Origin of the sequence: Streptomyces sp. enrichment culture, assembly GCF_964273255.1 — a bacterium.
GTDB lineage: Bacteria > Actinomycetota > Actinomycetes > Streptomycetales > Streptomycetaceae > Streptomyces.
In genome coordinates this window covers 2,999,393-3,018,744 of the sequence record NZ_OZ186835.1, presented here as the reverse complement: position 1 = coordinate 3,018,744, position 19,352 = coordinate 2,999,393, and the positions used below count along the sequence as shown (strand labels likewise).

18 protein-coding genes and 1 pseudogene are annotated in these 19,352 nt (G+C 71.5%); 16 read left to right on the top strand and 3 right to left on the bottom strand.

The genetic code is table 11. The features are described from left to right. The first annotated feature begins 7 nt into the window (after positions 1–7). Positions 8–667 carry a hypothetical protein gene (locus ACSU53_RS12850; RefSeq protein ID WP_437027399.1) on the top strand — a complete coding sequence of 220 codons (660 nt, stop codon included), beginning with the start codon at positions 8–10 and terminating at the stop codon, positions 665–667. A gap of 62 nt (positions 668–729) precedes the next feature. Next, positions 730–1,425, top strand: coding sequence for a demethylmenaquinone methyltransferase (locus tag ACSU53_RS12845; RefSeq protein ID WP_437027397.1), 696 nt, complete (start codon positions 730–732; stop codon positions 1,423–1,425). Between the two features lie 73 nt (positions 1,426–1,498). Here the strand turns inward: ACSU53_RS12845 and ACSU53_RS12840 are convergent, their stop codons facing one another. Further along, a complete protein-coding gene (locus ACSU53_RS12840; RefSeq protein ID WP_437027395.1) occupies positions 1,499–1,843 on the bottom strand; it encodes a PASTA domain-containing protein in 345 nt (114 codons plus the stop codon). Positions 1,844–2,001: 158 nt separating this feature from the next. Continuing rightward, positions 2,002–2,507 (bottom strand): annotated as a pseudogene (locus tag ACSU53_RS12835) (GNAT family N-acetyltransferase). A gap of 99 nt (positions 2,508–2,606) precedes the next feature. Between ACSU53_RS12835 and ACSU53_RS12830 the strand changes: the two are divergent. Both ACSU53_RS12830 and ACSU53_RS12825 read left to right on the top strand, forming a co-directional pair. Beyond that, the gene (locus ACSU53_RS12830) at positions 2,607–3,890 is read left to right on the top strand and encodes a geranylgeranyl reductase family protein (RefSeq protein WP_437027393.1); all 1,284 of its coding nucleotides are present in this window, start codon (positions 2,607–2,609) and stop codon (positions 3,888–3,890) included. Between the two features lie 278 nt (positions 3,891–4,168). Then, positions 4,169–4,471 (top strand): hypothetical protein, encoded by a 303-nt coding sequence (locus ACSU53_RS12825; protein ID WP_437027391.1) that lies wholly within the window; start codon positions 4,169–4,171, stop codon positions 4,469–4,471. Between the two features lie 422 nt (positions 4,472–4,893). Here ACSU53_RS12825 and ACSU53_RS12820 read toward each other — a convergent pair whose 3' ends face one another. Then, positions 4,894–5,733, bottom strand: coding sequence for a C40 family peptidase (locus ACSU53_RS12820; RefSeq protein WP_437027389.1), 840 nt, complete (start codon positions 5,731–5,733; stop codon positions 4,894–4,896). A 734-nt stretch (positions 5,734–6,467) separates the two neighbouring features. On the opposite strand from ACSU53_RS12820, the gene ACSU53_RS12815 reads away from it, so the two are divergent. Genes ACSU53_RS12815 through nuoL form a run of 12 tightly spaced genes read left to right on the top strand, consistent with a single transcriptional unit; the run spans position 6,468 to position 19,348 of the window. After that, a complete protein-coding gene (locus tag ACSU53_RS12815; protein WP_164337649.1) occupies positions 6,468–6,827 on the top strand; it encodes an NADH-quinone oxidoreductase subunit A in 360 nt (119 codons plus the stop codon). A 10-nt stretch (positions 6,828–6,837) separates the two neighbouring features. Beyond that, the gene (locus tag ACSU53_RS12810; RefSeq protein WP_030221896.1) at positions 6,838–7,392 is read left to right on the top strand and encodes a NuoB/complex I 20 kDa subunit family protein; all 555 of its coding nucleotides are present in this window, start codon (positions 6,838–6,840) and stop codon (positions 7,390–7,392) included. Further along, positions 7,389–8,138, top strand: a complete 750-nt coding sequence (locus tag ACSU53_RS12805) for an NADH-quinone oxidoreductase subunit C (RefSeq protein ID WP_437027386.1) — start codon at positions 7,389–7,391, stop codon at positions 8,136–8,138. The genes ACSU53_RS12810 and ACSU53_RS12805 overlap by 4 nt, the downstream gene beginning before the upstream one ends. Continuing rightward, on the top strand, positions 8,135–9,466 hold the full coding sequence (locus ACSU53_RS12800) for an NADH-quinone oxidoreductase subunit D (protein WP_437027384.1): 1,332 nt from the start codon (positions 8,135–8,137) through the stop codon (positions 9,464–9,466). The genes ACSU53_RS12805 and ACSU53_RS12800 overlap by 4 nt, the downstream gene beginning before the upstream one ends. Further along, positions 9,463–10,374, top strand: a complete 912-nt coding sequence (nuoE, locus tag ACSU53_RS12795; RefSeq protein WP_437027383.1) for an NADH-quinone oxidoreductase subunit NuoE — start codon at positions 9,463–9,465, stop codon at positions 10,372–10,374. The genes ACSU53_RS12800 and nuoE overlap by 4 nt, the downstream gene beginning before the upstream one ends. Further along, positions 10,371–11,720: an NADH-quinone oxidoreductase subunit NuoF gene (gene nuoF, locus ACSU53_RS12790; RefSeq protein WP_437027381.1), complete on the top strand. Its 1,350-nt coding sequence runs from the start codon at positions 10,371–10,373 to the stop codon at positions 11,718–11,720. The genes nuoE and nuoF overlap by 4 nt, the downstream gene beginning before the upstream one ends. Continuing rightward, complete coding sequence (locus ACSU53_RS12785) at positions 11,717–14,221, top strand: NADH-quinone oxidoreductase subunit G (RefSeq protein ID WP_437027380.1); 2,505 nt, start codon at positions 11,717–11,719, stop codon at positions 14,219–14,221. Before nuoF ends, ACSU53_RS12785 begins: the two co-directional genes overlap by 4 nt. Further along, entirely contained in the window at positions 14,218–15,594 is a 1,377-nt protein-coding gene (gene nuoH, locus ACSU53_RS12780; protein ID WP_437027378.1) for an NADH-quinone oxidoreductase subunit NuoH, read from the top strand. Before ACSU53_RS12785 ends, nuoH begins: the two co-directional genes overlap by 4 nt. Then, a complete protein-coding gene (gene nuoI / locus ACSU53_RS12775) occupies positions 15,587–16,237 on the top strand; it encodes an NADH-quinone oxidoreductase subunit NuoI (RefSeq protein WP_437027376.1) in 651 nt (216 codons plus the stop codon). The genes nuoH and nuoI overlap by 8 nt, the downstream gene beginning before the upstream one ends. After that, positions 16,234–17,073 (top strand): NADH-quinone oxidoreductase subunit J, encoded by an 840-nt coding sequence (locus ACSU53_RS12770; protein WP_437027374.1) that lies wholly within the window; start codon positions 16,234–16,236, stop codon positions 17,071–17,073. Before nuoI ends, ACSU53_RS12770 begins: the two co-directional genes overlap by 4 nt. After that, entirely contained in the window at positions 17,070–17,369 is a 300-nt protein-coding gene (gene nuoK / locus ACSU53_RS12765) for an NADH-quinone oxidoreductase subunit NuoK (RefSeq protein WP_003974374.1), read from the top strand. The genes ACSU53_RS12770 and nuoK overlap by 4 nt, the downstream gene beginning before the upstream one ends. A gap of 14 nt (positions 17,370–17,383) precedes the next feature. Then, entirely contained in the window at positions 17,384–19,348 is a 1,965-nt protein-coding gene (gene nuoL / locus ACSU53_RS12760) for an NADH-quinone oxidoreductase subunit L (RefSeq protein WP_437027373.1), read from the top strand. The last annotated feature ends 4 nt before the right edge of the window (positions 19,349–19,352 follow it).

Genomic DNA, 19,352 nt, shown 5'->3' with positions numbered 1-19,352 from the left:
CCGGGCCGTGCTGACGCTGCACGCGGCGGACCTCGTCGTCCCCGGGGGCGGACGGCCCGCCGTGCCGGGCGGGGCGGTGCTGGTGGACGGCCGTGTGCCGGCCGCCGTCGGCCCGTACGCGACGCTGGCCGCCGCCCACCCGGCGGCGCGCACCCGGCGCTGGCCGGGGCTGCTCACCCCGGGGTTCGTCCACCCCTGCGGCACCGCACTGCTGGAGCACGCCTACCACCCGGACCCGCGCGAGGCCGACGAGCTGGGCACCGCCCCGCTGACCGGTGACGCGCTGGCCGCGCTCGCCCCGGCCGAGGCCCGCTGGGGCGCCAGCGCCCGGCGCGGGGCGCAGCGGCTGCTGGCGCACGGCGTCGTCGCCGTGACCGGGCCGCTGCGGCGGCCCGCCGTGGTGGACGCCGTGCGGCGGGCGGGGCTGGACGTCGTGCCGCGCCCCGCCGGTTCCGGCGGCACCGGGGACTGTGACGGCCCGGCCGTCCTGGACCCGCTGGCCGGGCGGAGTCCGGCCGCCGTGGCGGCGCCCCCGCTCGTCGCGGGGCAGGGAACCGCCACGTTCGCCGTCTTCGACGTGCCCGACGAGGCCGCGCTGGCCGCCCGCGGCGCCGGGACCTGCGTGGCCACCGTCCTGGCCGGCCGCCTGGTGCACCGGCGGCGCTGAAACCGCCGGGCGGCACGGCGGGCGGCGTGGGCCGGCCGGGGACGGGCTGCCACAATGGGCCCGTGACCCGCGCATCCCTGGACAAGCAGCCGCACGAAGTCGCCTCGATGTTCGACGACGTGGCGGAACGGTACGACCTGACCAACGACGTGCTGTCCCTCGGCCAGGACCGCCGATGGCGCAAGGAGGTCGCCCGCGCCGTCGACGCGCGCCCCGCGCAGAAGATCCTCGACCTGGCGGCCGGCACCGGCACGTCCTCGCTGCCCTTCGCCCGCGCCGGGGCCTACGTGGTCCCCTGCGACTTCTCCCTCGGCATGCTCCGGGTCGGCAAGCGCAACCACGCGTGGCTCCCGCACACCGCCGGGGACGCCACCCGGCTGCCCTTCAAGGACGACGTGTTCGACGCCGTCACCATCTCCTTCGGGCTGCGCAACGTGCAGGACTTCGACGCCGCGCTGCGCGAGATGCACCGGGTGACCCGGCCCGGCGGGCGGATCGTCATCTGCGAGTTCTCGCACCCCACGTGGGCGCCGTTCCGCACCGTCTACACCGAGTACCTGATGCGCGCGCTGCCGCCGCTCGCCCGCACGGTGTGCACCAACCCGGACGCCTACGTGTACCTCGCCGAGTCGATCCGGGCCTGGCCCGACCAGCCCGCGCTGGCCGAGCGGCTGGACAAGGCCGGCTGGTCCCGGGTGGCCTGGCGGAACCTGACGGGCGGCGTGGTCACCCTGCACCGAGGCTTCAAGGAGAGCTGACGGGCAGCGCGTCCCCTCCCGCCCGGCGGTCACGAGGAGGCCGTGAGCGGCGCGGTGACCGCGCCGCCCGGCCTCAGGGAAGGCCGGCGGGCAGCAGGGCGCGGCCGCACGGCGGCAGCGGATCCTGCCCGGGCGGGCGCGGTTCCTCCAGCGCGCGCCGCGGACCCCCGCCGGGCGGGCCGGACCCGCGCGGCTCGCGCATCCCGCCGCCGCCCTCGCCCTCACCCGGGTCGAACCACACGTGGACCGGGGACGCGCGCGGCACCCGGGTTCCGGGCTGCGGGTACTGGCGCACGACGTGATCGACGACGGTGAGGTGGAATTCGGGCCGGTCCGGCGCGTCGAGGTACAGCCCCCGCGCGCGGGCCGCCTCGCGCGCGTCCACGGCCATCAGGCCGACCAGACGCGGTACGCGCACGTCGGGTGTCCCGGGTGTCACTCGCACGGACGTCACCCCCCAGCGGTACCGGCAGGGTAGACCCGCCGGGGTGCCCGCCGGAAGGTTCGCGTCGCGTTACGTGACAGCGGATGACCGTGAGTGATCGTCAGGTGAGGTGCGGGGCCGGGCCGGAGCGGTCACAGGGCCAGCCGGAAGCAGTGCCCCGCACGCCGGGACACGGGCGTCGTGTACGTCTCGGCGAGGCGCATGCCGAGCCGCCGGGTGACCGCGACGGAGCGGGCGTTGCGGGCGTCCACCATCGCCACCACGTCCGTGACGCCGGCCGCGCGGACCCGCTCCAGGGTCTGCCGGGCCGCCGCGGTGACGTACCCCCTGCCCCAGTACCGCCGCCCAGCCGCCAGCCGATCTCCGTCTCGCCGGTGGGGCCCCAGTCCCGCTCCCAGGGCTGCGCGCCGGTGAAGCCGACGACCTCGCCCGCCTCGTCGAGCAGGGTCCACAGGCAGAAGCCCCGCTCGGCGTCGTGCCGGCGCTGGCGGGCGGTGAGCTCCTCGTAGACCGACAACTCCGCGGGCCTGCCGCCCTGGAACTCCATGACCTCGGGGTCGGCGAAGAGGCGGTGCCAGACGACCGCGTCCTCATGGGTGGGCACGCGGAGCCGCACGGCGGGGAGAGCTCTGGTCACGGATGCAGCCCTTCAGCCGGGTGATCGATTCTCCTGCATAGACTGCCCCTGTCCAGTGCCGGCCGGCACGCAGATTTCGAGCCTTGGGGAGAACCCGCCGTGACCGAGCCCCTCTCCGACAACACCGCCGACGTGATCGTCGTGGGCGCGGGGCCAGCCGGCTCCACCACCGCCTACCACCTGGCCAGGTCCGGACTCGACGTGCTCCTGCTGGAGAAGACCGAGTTCCCGCGGGAGAAGGTCTGCGGCGACGGCCTCACCCCGCGCGCCACGAAGCAGCTCGTCGCCATGGGCATCGACATCTCCGAAGAGGCGGGCTGGCTGCGCAACAAGGGCCTGCGCATCATCGGCGGCGGTGTCCGGCTCCAGCTGGACTGGCCGGAACTCGCCTCCTTCCCCGACTACGGCCTGGTCCGCAAGCGGGACGACTTCGACGAACAGCTCGCCCGGCAGGCCCAGAAGGCCGGCGCGCGGCTGTACGAGCGCTGCAACGTGGGCGCGCCGATCATCGACGACCGCACCGGCCGCATCACCGGGGTCAAGGCCAAGCTGGGCGAGGAGAAGCGCGAAGTCACCTTCCACGCCCCGCTGGTGGTGGCCGCGGACGGCAACTCCACCCGGCTGTCCCTGGCGATGGGCCTGCACCGGCGCGAGGACCGCCCGATGGGCGTCGCCGTCCGCACGTACTTCACCTCGCCCCGCCACGACGACGACTACCTGGAATCCTGGCTGGAGTTGTGGGACCGCCGCGGCCCGCAGGACCGGCTGCTGCCCGGCTACGGCTGGATCTTCGGCATGGGCGACGGCACCAGCAACGTCGGCCTCGGCGTCCTCAACACCTCCGAGTCGTTCAAGGAGCTGGACTGGCGCGAGGTCCTCAAGGCCTGGTGCGCCTCGATGCCCGAGGAGTGGGGCTACACCCCGGACAACATGACCGGCCCGATCCGCGGCGCCGCCCTCCCCATGGCCTTCAACCGCCAGCCGCACTACACCCGCGGCCTGCTCCTGGTCGGCGACGCGGGCGGCCTGGTCAACCCGTTCAACGGCGAGGGCATCGCCTACGCCATGGAGTCCGCGCAGATCGCCGCCGAGGTCATCGTGCAGGCGCACGCGCGGGCGACCCCGGCCCAGCGGGAGTTCGCCCTCCAGCGCTACCCGCGCGTCCTCAAGGACACCTACGGCGGCTACTACACGCTCGGCCGCGCCTTCGTGAAGCTCATCGGCAACCCCAAGATCATGCAGATCGCCGCCCAGCGCGGACTCACCCACCCGATGCTGATGCGGTTCACCCTGAAGCTGCTCGCCAACCTGACCGACCCGACGGGCGGCGACGCCATGGACCGCATCATCAACGGCCTGAGCAAGGTGGCCCCGAAGGCCTGACCGGCGGGCGGCGCCCGCCCACGTGCGCCCATGTGCGCCCGCGCACCGGCCGCGCGTCCGACGGGTCCGGCCCGTCCAGCCGTCCGGCCCGAACGTGATCACGACGTGATGCGTGCGGGGACAGCCGGTCGCCCGGCCCCCGAGTCGAACGGGACGTACCCATCCCCATCCCCTTCCCGTTCGTGTACCGCGTCGACCGCGTGGTCGAGGGCGCGGTGGCGCTGCCCGAGTGGGACAACCCCGGGGACTCGGACCCGTAGAACGACTCCGCCTGGATCGTGCTCGACGCCGCCGGCGAACCCGGCGACGACGGCACCGCGCCCGCCACGACGCCACCCTCGGACGGCAAGGACGCCAAGGACGGCAACGACGGCAACGACGGCGACCAGGACGGGACGGGCGGCGGGAGCGGGACGGGCGGCGCCTCCGGTGACGCCGGGGGCGCCGGCGCGCTCGCGTTCACCGGGGCCGGCGGCACGGCACTGATCGGCGGGGCCGCGGCGCTGGCGCTGAGCCTCGGCGCGGGCCTCACCCTGTTCCTGCGCCGGCGCGCACGGCTGTCCGGCGGCGCCGCCGTCTGACCCGGAAGCCGTACGAGGCGGCTGCGGGCGGTCGGGGGCCCGTGACGGACTCCCGGCCGCCGACGGCCCGTCGGGGCGCTCCACGGGCCCGTCAGGGGCCGTGGAGCCGCTCCGCGCGGGCGTGAGGGCACGCCAAAGAGCCCCGGCAAAGGGGTGATTCGGGCAATTCAGTGCAACCGCCCCCGCGGGGCGGGTGCTCCTCGCGGGCCCGTGCGCGGGGTGCGTCCCGGACCGCTCCGGTCACCCGTGCGGGTGGGGTGCGGACCCCCGCGGTCACCCGTGCGGGTCCCGTGCCGGCCCGCCCGGACCCGCCTCGCGGCAGGGGGCGATCCGCCCGAAGTGCCCCCCGAGGGGCGGGATGTGAACGGCGGAGGGCCGCTGCCCCCGAGCGGCAGCGGCCCTCCGGCGTCTCGTCGTACGGCTCAGAGGACGCGCACGGCGCCCGACGCCGGGTAGCCGGACAGGTCCTGGATGACGACGCCCTTGGAGGGGTTGGCCGCGTCCAGGTACTGGCCGTTACCGATGTAGACACCCGTGTGGTACGCGGAGCCCTTCCCGCCCCAGTACAGGATGTCGCCCACCTGGATCTGCGAGAGCGGGATGTCGGTGCCGACCGTCGACTGGGCCTGGGAGACGCGCGGCAGGTCGACGCCGACCTGCTTGAACGCGGCCTGCACCAGGCTGGAGCAGTCCCAGGCGTTGGGGCCCGTGGCGCCCATGACGTAGGCGTCGCCGACCTGCGCCTTGAGGAAGGCGATGACCGTCGCGACGCTGCCGCTGGCCGGCGCGGAGGCGGTCGTGGCGGCCGTGGCCGTGCTGGTGGACAGGCTCGGGCGGTCGGCGGTGCGCGTGGCGCGGTCCGCGGCGGCCTTGCGGGCGTCCTCGGCGGCCTTCTTCTTCGCCGCCGCCTTCTTCTTGGCCTCGGCGAGGTCCGCCTTGGCCTCCTTGGCCGCCTCGGCGGCGGCCGCGTCGCGCTCGGCCCGCAGCTGGTAGTTCGCGGCGGCCTGCTGCGTGGCGTCCGCGGACTGGGCGACCTGAGCGGCCAGGTCGGCCGTCAGGGTGGGCAGTTCGAGGGTCTGGGTCACCGGCTCGGCTGCGTTCGCCGAACCCGATGCGCCGGCCACTGCCAGGGTGCTGAGGACGCCACCGGCCACGCCGGCCCGCATCGCCATCGTGGTCTGTGCGGTGCGCCGGGGCTTCCGGTGGCTGCGTATGTGAGCGGTGTGGGACATGGGAACAACCGGTACCAGGGGCTCCTTCATATCCACAAGAAACGTGTGCTGCGCCACAGTTGTTCAATCGGGACCCCGAATCCCGGGCGTGTCGTTCCTTATTGACGCCGTAACGGACATTGCGGGCGCCCGGTAATCGGCCTGTGATCACGGCCTTTCATCGTTACGCCCGAATTGCCCGCCACCTACCACCGGTTCGGCCGATTGGCCAAGCCCTCTTGTTCGGCCGGGCCCACGGATGTGGCGGAGGTCACGGAACGATTACCCCTGCGGCCGCGTCCCGGGGGCCGGCCGTGACGGGCGGCCGGACCGGGCCGCGCGGGCGCCGGACTTCGTGAACGCGTGCACGTGTCCACATCGCTCCGCGCGACCCCTCCCAGGTGTGAACGGGCCTCTATCAAGAGATCAGGTCCAGCACCAATTTGCATGCAGAGGAAATCTCTTGATATGGAGACGCACCCCTCCGACCTGCACTGACGTGCCAAAATGTCACTTCTCGTGATCGCGCGGACGCTTCGCGTACGAAGATCACCGCTCATCCGACTTCATGATCGTTCGTCAGGTGGCAGAGATCACAAAGGTAGTGGGATACCCCGTGTCGCAGATCACAGACCACCGGGCATAGGATGCGGAGCAGTTGGGCTTGTGACCTGCTTCACATGTTCTCGATCTTCGTCGGGGCGGGCGTGGTTCGAGGGGTTGATGAGGCAGGTGGGAGGTCCGACGCGCCAGCAGTCAGTGCCGACTGAGAGGAGCGAGGAGCGGTGAACGCGTATGCGCCCATCCTCGTACTGGGAGCCCTCGGGGCAGGCTTTGCGATCTTCTCCGTGGTCATGGCCACGCTGATCGGTCCGAAGCGCTACAACCGCGCCAGGCTCGAGGCCTACGAATGCGGAATCGAGCCGACCCCCACGCCGGCCGGCGGCGGGCGCTTCCCGATCAAGTACTACCTGACGGCGATGCTCTTCATCATCTTCGATATCGAGATCGTCTTCCTCTACCCCTGGGCCGTCAGCTTCGACGCCCTGGGGATCTTCGGGCTCGTGGAGATGCTGCTCTTCGTGCTCACCGTCTTCGTCGCGTACGCGTACGTATGGCGGCGCGGCGGCCTGGAATGGGACTGAGGGGTTAGCCATGGGACTCGAAGAAAAGCTGCCGAGCGGCTTCCTGCTCACCACCGTCGAGCAGGCCGCGGGCTGGGTGCGCAAGTCGTCCGTCTTCCCGGCCACGTTCGGCCTCGCGTGCTGTGCCATCGAGATGATGACCACCGGCGCCGGCCGCTACGACCTGGCGCGCTTCGGCATGGAGGTCTTCCGCGGCTCGCCCCGGCAGGCGGACCTGATGATCGTGGCCGGCCGGGTCAGCCAGAAGATGGCGCCGGTGCTGCGGCAGGTCTACGACCAGATGCCGAACCCGAAGTGGGTGATCTCCATGGGGGTCTGTGCCTCCTCGGGCGGCATGTTCAACAACTACGCGATCGTCCAGGGCGTCGACCACGTCGTCCCGGTCGACATCTACCTGCCCGGCTGCCCGCCCCGGCCCGAGATGCTCCTGGACGCGATCCTCAAGCTGCACGAGAAGATCCAGAACTCCAAGCTCGGCGTGAACGCCGAGGAGGCGGCCCGCGAGGCGGAGGAGGCGGCGCTCAAGGCCCTGCCCACCATCGAGATGAAGGGGCTGCTGCGATGAGCGACGCACACCGCACCGAGGGTGACGGCGTGAACCCCGAGAAGGACCTCTCCGCGGAGAACCTCCCCGGCCAGCGCGGCGACGGCGGCGAGGAGATCCGCGTCCAGCGCGGCATGTTCGGCGCCCAGAGCGGCGGCGACACCTCCGGTTACGGCGGGCTGGTCCGCTCGGTCCGTCTCCCGGGACCGTCGAGCCGCCCCTACGGCGGATGGTTCGACGAGGTCGCCGACGAACTCGAGGGCGCGCTGGAGGAGCAGGACCTCCTCCCGGACAACGCCATCGAGAAGACGGTCGTCGACCGAGGCGAACTCACCTTCCACATCGAGCGCGAGCACCTCGTACGGGTCGCGAAGACCCTGCGCGACGACCCCGCGCTGCGCTTCGAACTGTGCACCGGCGTCAGCGGCGTGCACTACCCCAACGACAAGGGGCGCGAGCTGCACGCCGTCTACCACCTGCGCTCGATCACCCACAACCGGGTGATCCGCCTGGAGGTCAGCGCGCCCGACAGCGACCCGCACATCCCGTCGCTGTTCTCGGTCTACCCGACCAACGACTGGCACGAGCGCGAGACGTACGACTTCTTCGGCATCGTCTTCGACGGTCACCCGGCCCTGACGCGGATCATGATGCCGGACGACTGGCAGGGCCACCCGCAGCGCAAGGACTACCCCCTCGGCGGCATCCCCGTCGAGTACAAGGGCGCCCAGATCCCGGCTCCGGACCAGCGGAGGTCGTACTCATGAGCACGCACACCCCCTCTTCCGCCTCGGCCCGCGAAACCACCGAGGGCACCGTCTACACGGTGACCGGCGGCGACTGGGACGAGATCGTCGAGGCCGCGGCCCGCGCCGACGACGAACGCATCGTCGTCAACATGGGCCCCCAGCACCCCTCCACCCACGGAGTGCTCCGCCTGATCCTGGAGATCGACGGCGAGACCGTCACCGAGGCCCGCGCCGGCATCGGCTACCTCCACACCGGCATCGAGAAGAACCTCGAGTACCGCACGTGGACGCAGGGCACCACGTTCGTGACGCGCATGGACTACCTGACGCCGTTCTTCAACGAGACGGCGTACTGCCTCGCGGTCGAGAAGCTGCTCGGCATCGAGGACCAGGTGCCCGACCGCGCCTCGGTGATCCGGGTGCTCCTGATGGAGCTGAACCGGCTCTCCTCCCACCTGGTGTGCATCGCCACCGGCGGCATGGAGCTCGGCGCCACCACGATCATGATCTACGGGTTCCGGGACCGCGAACTCGTGCTCGACATCTTCGAGCTGATCACCGGCCTGAGGATGAACCACGCCTACATCCGCCCCGGCGGACTCGCCCAGGACCTGCCGCCCGGCGCGGTGGACCAGATCCGCGAGTTCGTGAAGAAGATGCGCAAGAACCTCCCGGAGTACGACGCGCTCGCCACCGGGAACCCCATCTTCAAGGCGCGGCTGCAGGACGTCGGCTACCTCGACCTGGCCGGCTGCATGGCCCTCGGGGTCACCGGCCCCGTGCTGCGCTCCACCGGCCTGCCCCACGACCTGCGCAAGGCCCAGCCGTACTGCGGCTACGAGACCTACGACTTCGAGGTCCCGACCGCCGACACCGCCGACTCCTACGGGCGCTTCCTGATCCGCCTGGAGGAGATGCGCCAGTCGCTGAACATCATCGAGCAGTGCCTGGACCGGCTCCAGCCGGGCCCGGTCATGGTCGCCGACAAGAAGATCGCCTGGCCCGCCCAGCTCGCCCTGGGACCGGACGGCCTGGGCAACTCCCTCGACCACATCAAGCAGATCATGGGCACCTCCATGGAGGCCCTGATCCACCACTTCAAGCTGGTCACCGAGGGCTTCCGGGTCCCGCCCGGCCAGGCGTACACCGCGGTCGAGTCGCCCAAGGGCGAACTCGGGGTGCACGTCGTCTCCGACGGCGGCACCCGCCCCTACCGGGTCCACTTCCGCGACCCGTCCTTCACCAACCTGCAGGCCATGGCGGCGATGTGCGAGGGCGGCCAGGTCGCCGACGTCATCGTCGCCGTCGCGTCCATCGACCCCGTGATGGGAGGCGTCGACCGGTGACCACCTCTTCTTCGGAGCGGGGCGTCAGCCTGGGCATGCCCGAACTGCCCGCGCCCGACTACCCCGACGACGTCCGCGCCCGGCTGGAGGCCGACGCGCGCGACATCGTCGCCCGCTACCCCGACTCCCGGTCCGCCCTCCTGCCCCTGCTGCACCTCGTGCAGTCGGAGGAGGGCCACGTCACGCGCACCGGGATGCGGTTCTGCGCGGACGTCCTCGGCCTGACCACAGCCGAGGTCACCGCCGTCGCGACCTTCTACACCATGTACCGGCGCAAGCCGAGCGGCGATTACCAGGTCGGGGTGTGCACCAACACGCTGTGCGCCGTCATGGGCGGCGACCAGATCTTCGAGGAGCTCCAGGAGCACCTGGGCGTCGGCAACGGCGAGACCACCGGCGACGGCAAGGTGACGCTGGAGCACATCGAGTGCAACGCGGCCTGCGACTTCGCGCCCGTGGTGATGGTGAACTGGGAGTTCTTCGACAACCAGACGCCCGAGAGCGCCAAGCGCATGGTGGACGACCTGCGGGCCGGCCGCCCGGTGGCACCCACCCGCGGGGCCCCGCTGTGCACCTTCAAGGAGACCGCCCGGATCCTCGCCGGCTTCCCCGACGAGCGGGACGGCGCCGTCGAGGCCACCGGCGGAGCCGGACCCGCCTCCCTGGCCGGCCTGAAGCTGGCCAAGGGCGAGGCCCCGCCCGCCCGCGTGGTCCACCCGCGCGGCGAGGCACCCGCCGAGGCCCCGCCGCACGAGCCGTCGCCCACGGAACACCTCAGCTCGCACGACGCGCCGCAGGACACCGCGGCCTCCGACCCCGCGCACCCGTCACCCACCACCTCCCGTGACCCGGAGACGCCACCCCGTCCCTCCGGCCCCACGGGATCCGCTGCCGAGGAGGGGGAGTGATGACCTTGGCACCCGAGATCAAGGACACCGGCCCGGAGAAGCTGCTCGCACCCGTCCTGTCCGCCTTCTGGGACCAGGAACGCTCCTGGACCCTGGACACCTACCGCAGACACGACGGGTACGAAGGGCTCCGCAAGGCGCTCGCCATGACGCCCGACGAGGTCATCGCCTACGTCAAGGAGTCCGGTCTGCGCGGACGCGGCGGCGCCGGCTTCCCCACCGGCATGAAGTGGCAGTTCATCCCGCAGGGCGACGGCAAGCCCCACTACCTCGTCGTCAACGCCGACGAGTCGGAGCCCGGCACCTGCAAGGACATCCCGCTCCTGTTCGCCAACCCGCACAGCCTCATCGAGGGCATCGTGATCGCCTGCTACGCCATCCGGTCGTCGCACGCCTTCATCTACCTCCGGGGCGAGGTCGTTCCCGTGCTGCGACGGCTGCACGAGGCCGTGCGCGAGGCCCGGGAGGCCGGCTTCCTCGGCGAGAACATCCTGGGCAGCGGACTCGACCTGGAACTCACCGTGCACGCGGGGGCGGGCGCGTACATCTGCGGTGAGGAGACCGCGCTGCTCGACTCGCTCGAAGGCCGCCGCGGCCAGCCGCGGCTGCGTCCTCCCTTCCCCGCGGTCGCGGGGCTGTACGCGTGCCCCACTGTGGTGAACAACGTCGAGTCCATCGCCTCGGTTCCCGCCATCATGAACCGGGGCAAGGACTGGTTCCGCTCCATGGGCAGCGAGAAGTCCCCGGGCTTCACGCTCTACTCCCTCAGCGGCCACGTCGCCCAGCCCGGCCAGTACGAGGCACCGCTCGGCATCACCCTGCGCCAGCTGCTGGAGATGAGCGGCGGCATGCGCCCGGGCCACCGGCTGAAGTTCTGGACCCCGGGCGGCTCCTCCACGCCGCTGCTCACCGACGAACACCTCGACGTCCCCCTGGACTACGAGGGGGTGGGCGCCGCCGGTTCCATGCTCGGCACCAAGGCGCTGCAGTGCTTCGACGAGACCACCTGCGTGGTCCGCGCCGTGACCCGCTGGACCGAGTTCTACGCCCACGAGTCCTGCGGCAAGTGCACGCCCTGCCGCGAAGGGACGTACTGGCTGGTGCAGTTGTTGCGGGACATCGAGGCCGGCAAGGGCCGGATGTCCGACCTGGACAAGCTGAACGACATCGCCGACAACATCAACGGCAAGGCGTTCTGCGCCCTCGGCGACGGCGCCGCCTCGCCGATCTTCTCCTCGCTGAAGTACTTCCGCGAGGAGTACGAGCAGCACATCACGGGCCGTGGCTGCCCCTTCGACCCGGCCAAGTCGACGGCCTGGGCCGACCGTACGGAGGTGCACGCATGACTGTGACCACCAACGCTCCCTCCGGCGGGGGAGAGGCGGCGGTCCCGCCCGAGGACCTGGTGACGCTGACCATCGACGGCGTCGAGATCAGCGTGCCCAAGGGCACCCTGGTCATCCGGGCCGCCGAACAGCTCGGCATCGAGATCCCCCGGTTCTGCGACCACCCCCTCCTCGACCCGGTCGGCGCCTGCCGCCAGTGCATCGTCGAGGTGGAAGGCCAGCGCAAGCCGATGGCCTCCTGCACCATCACCTGCACCGACGGGATGGTGGTGAGGACCCAGCTCACCTCGCCGGTCGCCGAGAAGGCGCAGAAGGGGATGCTGGAGTTCCTGCTCATCAACCACCCCCTGGACTGCCCGGTCTGCGACAAGGGCGGCGAGTGCCCGCTGCAGAACCAGTCCATGTCGCACGGGCACGCCGACTCCCGCTTCGAGGGCACCAAGCGCACCTACGAGAAGCCCGTCCCCATCTCCACCCAGGTCCTGCTCGACCGCGAGCGGTGCGTGCTGTGCGCGCGCTGCACCCGGTTCTCCGTGCAGGTCGCGGGCGACCCGATGATCGAACTGCTGGAGCGGGGCGCCCTGCAGCAGGTCGGCACCGGCGAGGGCGACCCCTTCGAGTCGTACTTCTCCGGCAACACCATCCAGATCTGCCCGGTCGGCGCGCTCACCTCGGCGGCCTACCGCTTCCGCGCCCGCCCCTTCGACCTGGTCTCCTCGCCGTCGGTGTGCGAGCACTGCTCCGGCGGCTGCGCCACCCGCACCGACCACCGGCGCGGCAAGGTCATGCGGCGCCTGGCGGGCAACGACCCCGAGGTCAACGAGGAGTGGATCTGCGACAAGGGCCGCTTCGGGTTCCGCTACGCGCAGCAGCGCGACCGGCTCCACACCCCGCTGGTGCGCAACGCCGAGGGTGAACTGGAGCCCGCCTCCTGGCCGGAGGCGCTCCAGATCGCCGCCCAGGGGCTGCTCGCCTCCCGGGGCCGCACCGGCGTCCTGACCGGCGGCCGGCTCACCGTCGAGGACGCCTACGCGTACAGCAAGTTCGCGCGGGTGGCCCTGGGCACCAACGACATCGACTTCCGGGCGCGGGTGCACAGCGGCGAGGAGGCCGACTTCCTGGCCGCCCGGGTCGCCGGACGCGGCCGTGACCTGGACGGCACGGGCGTCACCTACACGGCGCTGGAGAAGGCGCCCGCCGTCCTGCTGGTCGGGTTCGAGTCGGAGGAGGAGGCGCCCGGCGTCTTCCTGCGGCTGCGCAAGGCCTGGCGCAAGCGCGGCCAGCGCACCTTCGCGCTGGCCACCCACGCCACCCGCGGCCTTCAGAAGGCGGGCGGCACGCTGCTGCCCGCCGCCCCCGGCACCGAGACCGAGTGGCTGGACGCCCTCGCGAGCGGCGTCGGCCTGGAGGGCGACGGGGCCGCCGCGTCCGAGGCGCTGCGCGCCGACGGCGCGGTGATCGTCGTCGGCGAGCGGCTCGCGGCCGTCGCGGGCGGCCTGACCGCCGCCGTCCGGACGGCGACCGCGACCGGCGCCCGGCTGGCGTGGATCCCGCGCCGCGCCGGGGAGCGGGGCGCGATCGAGGCGGGCGCCCTGCCCACCCTGCTGCCGGGCGGACGCCCGGCGACCGACCCGCGGGCGCGGGAGGAGGTCGCCGCCGCCTGGGGCGTCGCCGAACTCCCGCTCCGCTTCGGCCGTGACACCACCGGGATCGTCGAGGCCGCCGCGGACGGCCAGCTGCAGGCGCTGCTGGTGGCCGGGGTCGAGGTCGCCGACCTGCCCGACCCGGCCCGCGCGCGGGAGGCCCTGGCCGAGGCCGGGTTCGTGGTCTCCCTGGAGCTGCGGCCCGGTGAGGTGACCGCGCTCGCCGACGTGGTGCTGCCGGTCGCCCCGGTCGTCGAGAAGGACGGCACGTTCCTCAACTGGGAAGGCCGGGCGCGCCTGTTCGAGGCGTCGATCAAGCCCGACCAGATGACCCGCCGCCCCGCGCCGACCGACGCGCGGGTGCTGCAGATGCTGGCCGACGCCATGGACGTCCACCTGGGCCTGCCCGATCTGCGCACCCTGCGCGCGGAGCTGGACCGGCTCGGCACCTGGGACGGCCCGCGGGCCACCGACCCGGAGGACCGGGCGGGCGCGCTGCCCCGGCCCGCCGCCGGCGAGGCGGTGCTGGCCGGACACCGGCTGCTGCTCGACCAGGGCCTGCTCCAGCAGGGCGACGAGGCGCTCGCCGGCACCCGGCACGCCGCGCTCGCCCGCGTCTCGGCCGCCACGGCCGCCGAGGCGGGCGTCAAGGACGGCGACCTGCTCGCGGTCACCGGCACCACCGGGACGGTCGCGCTGCCGCTGGCCGTCACCGAGATGCCCGACCGCGTGGTGTGGCTCCCGCTGAACTCGGCCGGCGACGGCGTCGCCTCCGACACCGGGGCGCTGCCCGGCTCCCTCGTCCGCATCGGCCCGGCGACCGGCGCCGGCGAGGCCCCCCAGGAGGTGGAGGCATGATGTACCTCTCCGCCGAAGACCTCTCGATGTTCGGCCGCGACCCCTGGTGGCTGGTCGTCGTCAAGGCGGTGTTCTGCTTCGCGTTCCTGATGGTGACGGTGCTGATCGCCATCGTGATGGAGCGCAAGTTCGTCGCCTGGATGCAGCTGCGCATCGGCCCCAACCGGAACGGCCCCTGGGGCATGCTCCAGTCGCTCGCCGACGGCGTGAAACTGATGCTCAAGGAAGACGTCGTCGTCAAGCGCGCCGACAAGGCGGTCTACATCCTCGCGCCGATCGTCGCCGCCATCCCGGCCTTCATGGCGATCGCCGTGATCCCCTTCGGGCCGGCGGGCAACGAGATCTCCATCTTCGGCCAGCGCACCACGATGCAGCTCACCGACCTGCCGATCGCGATGCTCTACATCCTCGCGGTCGCCTCGATCGGCATCTACGGCATCATGCTGGCGGGCTGGAGCTCCGGCTCCACGTACCCGCTGCTGGGCGGTCTGCGCTCGTGCGCGCAGATGATCTCCTACGAGATCGCGATGGGTCTCGCCTTCGCCTCCGTGTTCCTCTACTCGGGGTCGATGTCGACCTCGCAGATCGTGGAGCAGCAGACCGACCGCTGGTACATCCTGCTGCTGCCCATCTCCTTCATCATCTACATCGTCACCATGGTCGGGGAGACCAACCGCGCCCCGTTCGACATGCCGGAGTCCGAGGGCGACCTGGTCGGCGGCTTCAACACCGAGTACTCGTCGATCAAGTTCGCGATGTTCATGCTCGCCGAGTACATCAACATGGTGACCGTCGCGGCCGTGGCGACCACGCTGTTCCTCGGCGGCTGGCGGGCCCCGTGGCCCGTCAGCACCTTCTGGGAGGGCGCCAACCACGGCTGGTGGCCGATGCTCTGGTTCGTCCTCAAGGTCCAGATGCTGCTGTTCTGCTTCGTCTGGCTGCGCGGCACGCTCCCCCGGGTGCGCTACGACCAGCTGATGAAGCTGGGCTGGAAGGTGCTCATCCCGGTTGCGCTGGCCTGGCTGATGCTCGTCGCCACCGTGCGCGCGCTGCGCAACGAGAACGTCGGCTTCAGCGACATCGCCCTCTACATCGGAGGCGCGGTCCTCGCCCTGCTGCTGCTCTCCTTCGTCGCGGACTTCTTCCGCGACAAGGCCAAGCGGGCGGAGCAGGCCGCCGCCGAACCCCCGGCCGCGTTCGACCCGATGGCGGGCGGGTTCCCCGTACCGCCGCTGCCCGGACAGGAACTGCCGCCGGTGCCCCGCCGCCGTCCCCGCCGGGAGCGGGAGCTGATCACCAGTGGCGGACCCGATACTCAGAGTGACGAATCCCTGGGTGGATCCACGGATGGAAAGGAGGCGTCCGATGGCTGAGCAGCCCAAGGAGGCCGGGCAGACGAAGCCCGGTTTCCTGAACCCCGTGGCCGGCTTCGGCGTGACCTTCAAGGCCATGTTCAAGAAGCGGCTCACCGAGCAGTACCCCGAGCAGCAGAAGACCACCGCTCCGCGCTTCCACGGACGGCACCAGCTCAACCGCCATCCGGACGGCCTGGAGAAGTGCGTCGGCTGCGAGTTGTGCGCCTGGGCCTGTCCCGCCGACGCGATCTACGTGGAGGGCGCGGACAACACCGAGGAGGAGCGCTACTCGCCGGGCGAGCGGTACGGCCGCGTCTACCAGATCAACTACGCCCGCTGCATCCTGTGCGGGCTGTGCATCGAGGCGTGCCCCACGCGGGCGCTGACGATGACCAACGAGTTCGAACTGGCCGACTCCAGCCGTGCCGACCTCATCTACACCAAGGAGCAGCTGCTCGCCGGTCTGGAGGAGGGCATGGTGGACAGCCCGCACGCCATGTACCCGGGCACCGACGAACAGGACTACTACCGGGGCCTGGTGACCGAGGCCGCCCCCGGCACGGAGCGCCAGGTCGCCCACTCCAAGGGGGAGGTCGTCCAGGAGGCCGACTCCACGTTCGGCCCGGACGAACCGGCGTCGGAGCAGGTGATCGGCCGATGACCGCGCTCGCCGCCTACACCACCTCCACCGGCGAGGCCGTCCAGTTCTGGATCCTGGGCACGATCGCCGTGATCGGCGCCCTGTGCACCGTCTTCATGAAGCGGGCCGTGCACAGCGCGCTGTGCCTCGCGGGCACGATGATCATCCTGGCGGTCTTCTACCTCGCCAACGGCGCCTACTTCCTGGGCGTCGTGCAGATCGTCGTCTACACCGGCGCGGTCATGATGCTGTTCCTGTTCGTGGTGATGCTGGTCGGCGTCACCGCGGCGGACTCCCTGAAGGAGACCATCAAGGGCCAGCGCTGGCTGGCCCTGCTGTGCATGGCCGGCTTCGGCATCCTGCTGGTCGGCGGCATCGGCAACGCCTCCCTCACCGAGTTCAACGGCATCGGCGCGGCGAACGCGGGCGGCAACGTGGAGGGCATCGCCACTCTCCTGTTCACCCGCTACGTGTTCGCCTTCGAGATCACCGGCGCGCTGCTCATCACGGCCGCCGTCGGCGCCATGGTGCTCACCCACCGGGAGCGCACCGAGCGCGCCCGGACCCAGCGGGAGCTGGCCGAGCAGCGGGTCCGCGAGGGCACGTACCTCCCGCCGCTGCCCGCCCCCGGCGTGTACGCGCGGCACAACGCCGTGGACATCGCCGGACTGCTGCCCGACGGCACGCCCTCCGACCTCACGGTCAGCGCCACGCTGCGCGAGCGGGGCCAGATCCGTGACGTGTCGCAGGAGGCGATGAACGACCTGCGGGCGCTGGAGCAGCGCGCGGAGGAGCGCCTGGGCCGCACGGCGATCGAAGCCGGACCGTTCAAGGGGACCGAGGAGGGGCAGAAGTGAACCCGGTCAACTACCTCTACCTCGCCGCCCTGCTCTTCACGATCGGCGCCACCGGCGTACTGATCAGGCGCAACGCGATCGTGGTGTTCATGTGCATCGAGCTCATGCTCAACGCCTGCAACCTCGCCTTCGTCGCCTTCTCCCGGATGCACGGCAACCTCGACGGCCAGATCATCGCCTTCTTCACGATGGTCGTCGCCGCCGCGGAGGTCGTGGTCGGGCTGGCGATCATCGTGTCCCTGTTCCGTTCCCGCCACTCGGCCTCGGTCGACGACGCCAGCCTGATGAAGCTGTGAGGGGCTGCTGAATCGTGGAGAACCTGATTGCGCTGCTGGTGGCGGCGCCCCTGCTCGGAGCGGCGGTCCTGCTGTGCGGCGGCCGCAGACTGGACGCCGTCGGCCACTGGATCGGCACGGCCCTGGCCGGCGTCTCCTTCGCGGTCGGCCTGGTGCTGTTCACCGACCTGCTCGGCAAGGACGCCGCCGACCGCACCGTCACGCAGCACCTGTTCAGCTGGATCCCGGTGGAGGGATTCCAGGCCGACATCGCCTTCCGGCTCGACCAGCTGTCGATGACGTTCGTCCTGCTGATCACCGGCGTCGGCTCGCTGATCCACCTCTACTCCGTCGGGTACATGGAGCACGACGAGCGGCGCCGCCGCTTCTTCGGCTTCCTGAACCTCTTCCTCGCGGCGATGCTCCTGCTGGTCCTCGCCGACAACTACCTGCTGCTGTACTTCGGCTGGGAGGGCGTCGGTCTCGCCTCCTACCTGCTGATCGGCTTCTGGCAGCACAAGCCCAGCGCGGCGACCGCCGCCAAGAAGGCCTTCCTGGTCAACCGGGTCGGCGACATCGGCCTGTCCATCGCGATCATGATGATGTTCGCCTGGTTCGGCACCTTCGCCTTCGGCCCGGTCCTCGGCTCCGAGGGCGAGCCGGGGCTCGCCTCGGCCGCCGGTGAGGGCAAGCTCACCGCGATCGGCCTGATGCTGCTGCTGGCCGCCTGCGGCAAGTCCGCCCAGGTGCCGCTGCAGTCCTGGCTCGGCGACGCGATGGAGGGCCCGACCCCGGTCTCGGCCCTCATCCACGCCGCGACCATGGTGACCGCGGGCGTCTACCTCATCGTCCGCTCCGGCGCCATCTTCAACGGCGCCCCGGACGCGCAGCTCGTCGTCACCATCGTCGGCGCGGTCACGCTGCTGTTCGGTGCGATCGTCGGTTGCGCCAAGGACGACATCAAGAAGGCGCTGGCCGGCTCGACCATGTCGCAGATCGGCTACATGGTCCTGGCCGCGGGCCTCGGCCCCATCGGCTACGTCTTCGCGATCATGCACCTGGTGACGCACGGCTTCTTCAAGGCCGGCCTGTTCCTCGGCGCCGGTTCGGTCATGCACGGCATGAACGACGAGGTCGACATGCGCCGTTACGGCGGCCTCAGGAAGTACATGCCGGTCACCTTCGTCACCTTCGGCCTCGGCTACCTCGCCATCATCGGCTTCCCGGGCCTGTCCGGCTTCTTCTCCAAGGACAGGATCATCGAGTCGGCCTTCGCCAAGGGCGGCACCGAGGGCTGGATCCTCGGCGCCTGCGCCCTGCTGGGCGCGGCCCTCACCGCGTACTACATGACGCGCGTGATGCTGATGACGTTCTTCGGCGAGGAGCGCTGGCGCAACGCCCCGACGCCGTCCCCGGCGGCGCCGGACGTGGAGCCCGCGGCCGAGACCCGCGGCGAGTACGCCCCGCCGCACCCGCACGAGTCGCCGAAGGTCATGACGATCCCGATGATCGTGCTGGCCGTCGGATCGGTCGCCGGCGGTGCCTTCTTCAGCATCGGCGACCGCTTCCTGAACTGGCTGGAGCCGGTCACCGGGTACGACCACGGCCACTCCCCGCTCAGCGCCCTGACGGTCACGCTGGCCACGGTCGCCGTGATGGTCGTCGGTGTGGCCGTCGCCTGGGCCCAGTACGGGCGCCGCCCGGTCCCGGCGGTCGCCCCGCGCGGTTCGCTCCTCACCCGGGCCGCCCGCCGCGACCTCCTCCAGGACGACTTCAACCACGTGGTCCTGGTCCGCGGCGGCGAACACCTCACGCGTTCGCTGGTGTACGTCGACCACACCCTGGTCGACGGCGTCGTCAACGGAACGGCCGCCTCGTTCGGCGGCCTGTCCGGCCGGATGCGCCGCCTGCAGAACGGCTTCGCCCGCTCCTACGCGGTCTCCATGTTTGGCGGCGCGGCGGTCTTGGTCGCCGCGACCCTGCTGATGAGGGCGGTCTGATACC

Coding starts and splice junctions, on each gene's coding strand:
- ACSU53_RS12785 (WP_437027380.1), top strand. CDS start 11,717: ATGACTGTGACCACCAACGCTCCCTCCGGCGGGGGAGAGGCGGCGGTC.
- ACSU53_RS12810 (WP_030221896.1), top strand. CDS start 6,838: ATGGGACTCGAAGAAAAGCTGCCGAGCGGCTTCCTGCTCACCACCGTC.
- ACSU53_RS12770 (WP_437027374.1), top strand. CDS start 16,234: ATGACCGCGCTCGCCGCCTACACCACCTCCACCGGCGAGGCCGTCCAG.
- ACSU53_RS12820 (WP_437027389.1), bottom strand. CDS start 5,733: ATGAAGGAGCCCCTGGTACCGGTTGTTCCCATGTCCCACACCGCTCAC.
- ACSU53_RS12800 (WP_437027384.1), top strand. CDS start 8,135: ATGAGCACGCACACCCCCTCTTCCGCCTCGGCCCGCGAAACCACCGAG.
- ACSU53_RS12805 (WP_437027386.1), top strand. CDS start 7,389: ATGAGCGACGCACACCGCACCGAGGGTGACGGCGTGAACCCCGAGAAG.
- nuoI (WP_437027376.1), top strand. CDS start 15,587: ATGGCTGAGCAGCCCAAGGAGGCCGGGCAGACGAAGCCCGGTTTCCTG.
- nuoH (WP_437027378.1), top strand. CDS start 14,218: ATGATGTACCTCTCCGCCGAAGACCTCTCGATGTTCGGCCGCGACCCC.